Source organism: Alistipes timonensis JC136, assembly GCF_900107675.1.
GTDB classification, from domain to species: Bacteria; Bacteroidota; Bacteroidia; order Bacteroidales; family Rikenellaceae; genus Alistipes; species Alistipes timonensis.
Map to the genome: position 1 here is coordinate 1 of NZ_FNRI01000018.1, position 1,873 is coordinate 1,873.

Annotated in this window: 1 protein-coding gene; it reads left to right on the forward strand. The window is 47.7% G+C overall.

The window, feature by feature from the left end; genetic code table 11:
* Nucleotides 1-341 precede the first annotated feature (341 nt).
* Entirely contained in the window at nt 342-1,592 is a 1,251-nt protein-coding gene (locus BLU78_RS13815) for a site-specific integrase (RefSeq protein ID WP_044106698.1), read from the forward strand.
* The last annotated feature ends 281 nt before the right edge of the window (nt 1,593-1,873 follow it).

Here is a 1,873-nt window from a genome sequence, read left to right on the forward strand (position 1 = left end):
GCAATTAACGTCAGTAGAATTTTTCTTACCATAAGCGTTAATTAATTAGTTTTTTAAAATAAAAAACAAGCAGCAGCAGTAATCAGGAATAAACGCTTGGAAATGCGATAAGTAACGCCGTTTTGGATGCGCTTTCCACAAAAATGGCTAACAGTTTGGCATTAAGCGTGTAATGAATAAATTTGCGACGCTGCGCAACCCGTTTTTGGGACTACAGAGTAACTGTTAAAAATGCCCCAAGCATGCGATTATAAGATATTTGGCTCATATAATATGCCATTCGGCCGCAACTTGATCATTACCTTTAGCGCGGTTGCGGTTACGATTAATAAGGAGTTATAATGGGAACCAGAAACACGTTTAAAGTACTTTTTTACATCAAAAAAAATGCGCCGTTGCGCAACGGCAATACCCCTATCATGGGGCGCATCACGATCAATGGACAGCGCACGCAGTTGTCGACGCGGCTCTCCGTGGACCCCAATCTTTGGAATGTGAATCTGGGCCGCGTGACGGGACGCCGGGCAGATGCCGTTCGCATCAACGAACAACTTTCACAGATCAGGTATCACATCGAACGGTGTTACAACACATTATTTTATGACCACACGCTGGTTACGCCGCAAATGGTCAAAGAGATGTATTTCGGCAACGACCGCCGCAGCGAGATGTTGCTGGCATTTTTCCGGGAGCACAACGAGGAGTTTCGCCGGATGGTCGGCATCAGTCGCAGCAAAACGACTTATTATAAATACCGAACCGTTTACAACCACCTCGGAAATTACATCAGCGGCAAATACGAACGCCGGGACCTGTTGTTCAGGGAGCTCGACCGGGAGTTCCTGACGGGTTTCCACCAGTATATCGCCCAGGAGTGCGGGCACAAGAAAAACACGACGTGGATCTATATGATCGCGCTCAAACACATTCTCATGCTGGCCCGCGGCCGGGGGTACCTCACGACGGACCTTTTTGCCAATTACAAGCTGCACAGCGAGTTCGTGATGCGAAACTATCTTTCCATCACCGAAATACGGAGGCTTATCCGGCTCGACCTCGACGACGCGACGCTGCTGCTGGTGCGCGACGCCTTTCTGTTCAGCTGTTTCACGGGACTCTCCTATATCGACCTTTGCACCCTGACACCGGAGCACATCCGGCAGGAAGGCAAACAACTATGGATAAGTACGACCCGCTGCAAGACCGGTTCGGAGGTGAACGTGCGGGTTTTTGCCATTCCGTATGCTATCCTGTTGAGATACAATCCCATGATCCGTACAAAACGTATTTTTAACCTGCCGAGCAACGGCTGGTGCAACATATGTCTCGACCGGATCATGTCGCTGGCGGGCATCCCCCGGCACATCACTTTCCACTCGGCGCGTCATACCTTCGCCACGACGATCACACTTTCGCAGGGAATCGCGATCGAGACCATCAGCAAATTGCTCGGTCACAGAAATATACGAACCACGCAAATTTACGCTACAATCACGCACTCGAAACTCGACGGGGACATGGAACGTCTTTCGAAACGGCTCGACACGCTTTACCGGGAGTCCGATTTGGAACGGATTCCGGAAACGGTATGAGATTCCGGCCTTCCGGGAGGAGTTCCGGCTAACCAATTTCGGCCGATTTGCCCCAAAACGGCCCAAAATGACGATTACAAATTGTAATACCCCAATCTTCCCACCGGTTAAACCGTAAGCGCCGAAAGCTTATTTCGAGACGATATGTTACATTTGTAAATTATTTTAATAAATTATTTGTAAACGAGTTAGCTATTTCTTACCTTTGTTCTGAACTTTTTATTTTAAAAAACTAATTAATTAACGCTTATGGTAAGAAAAATTCTACTGACGTTAATTGC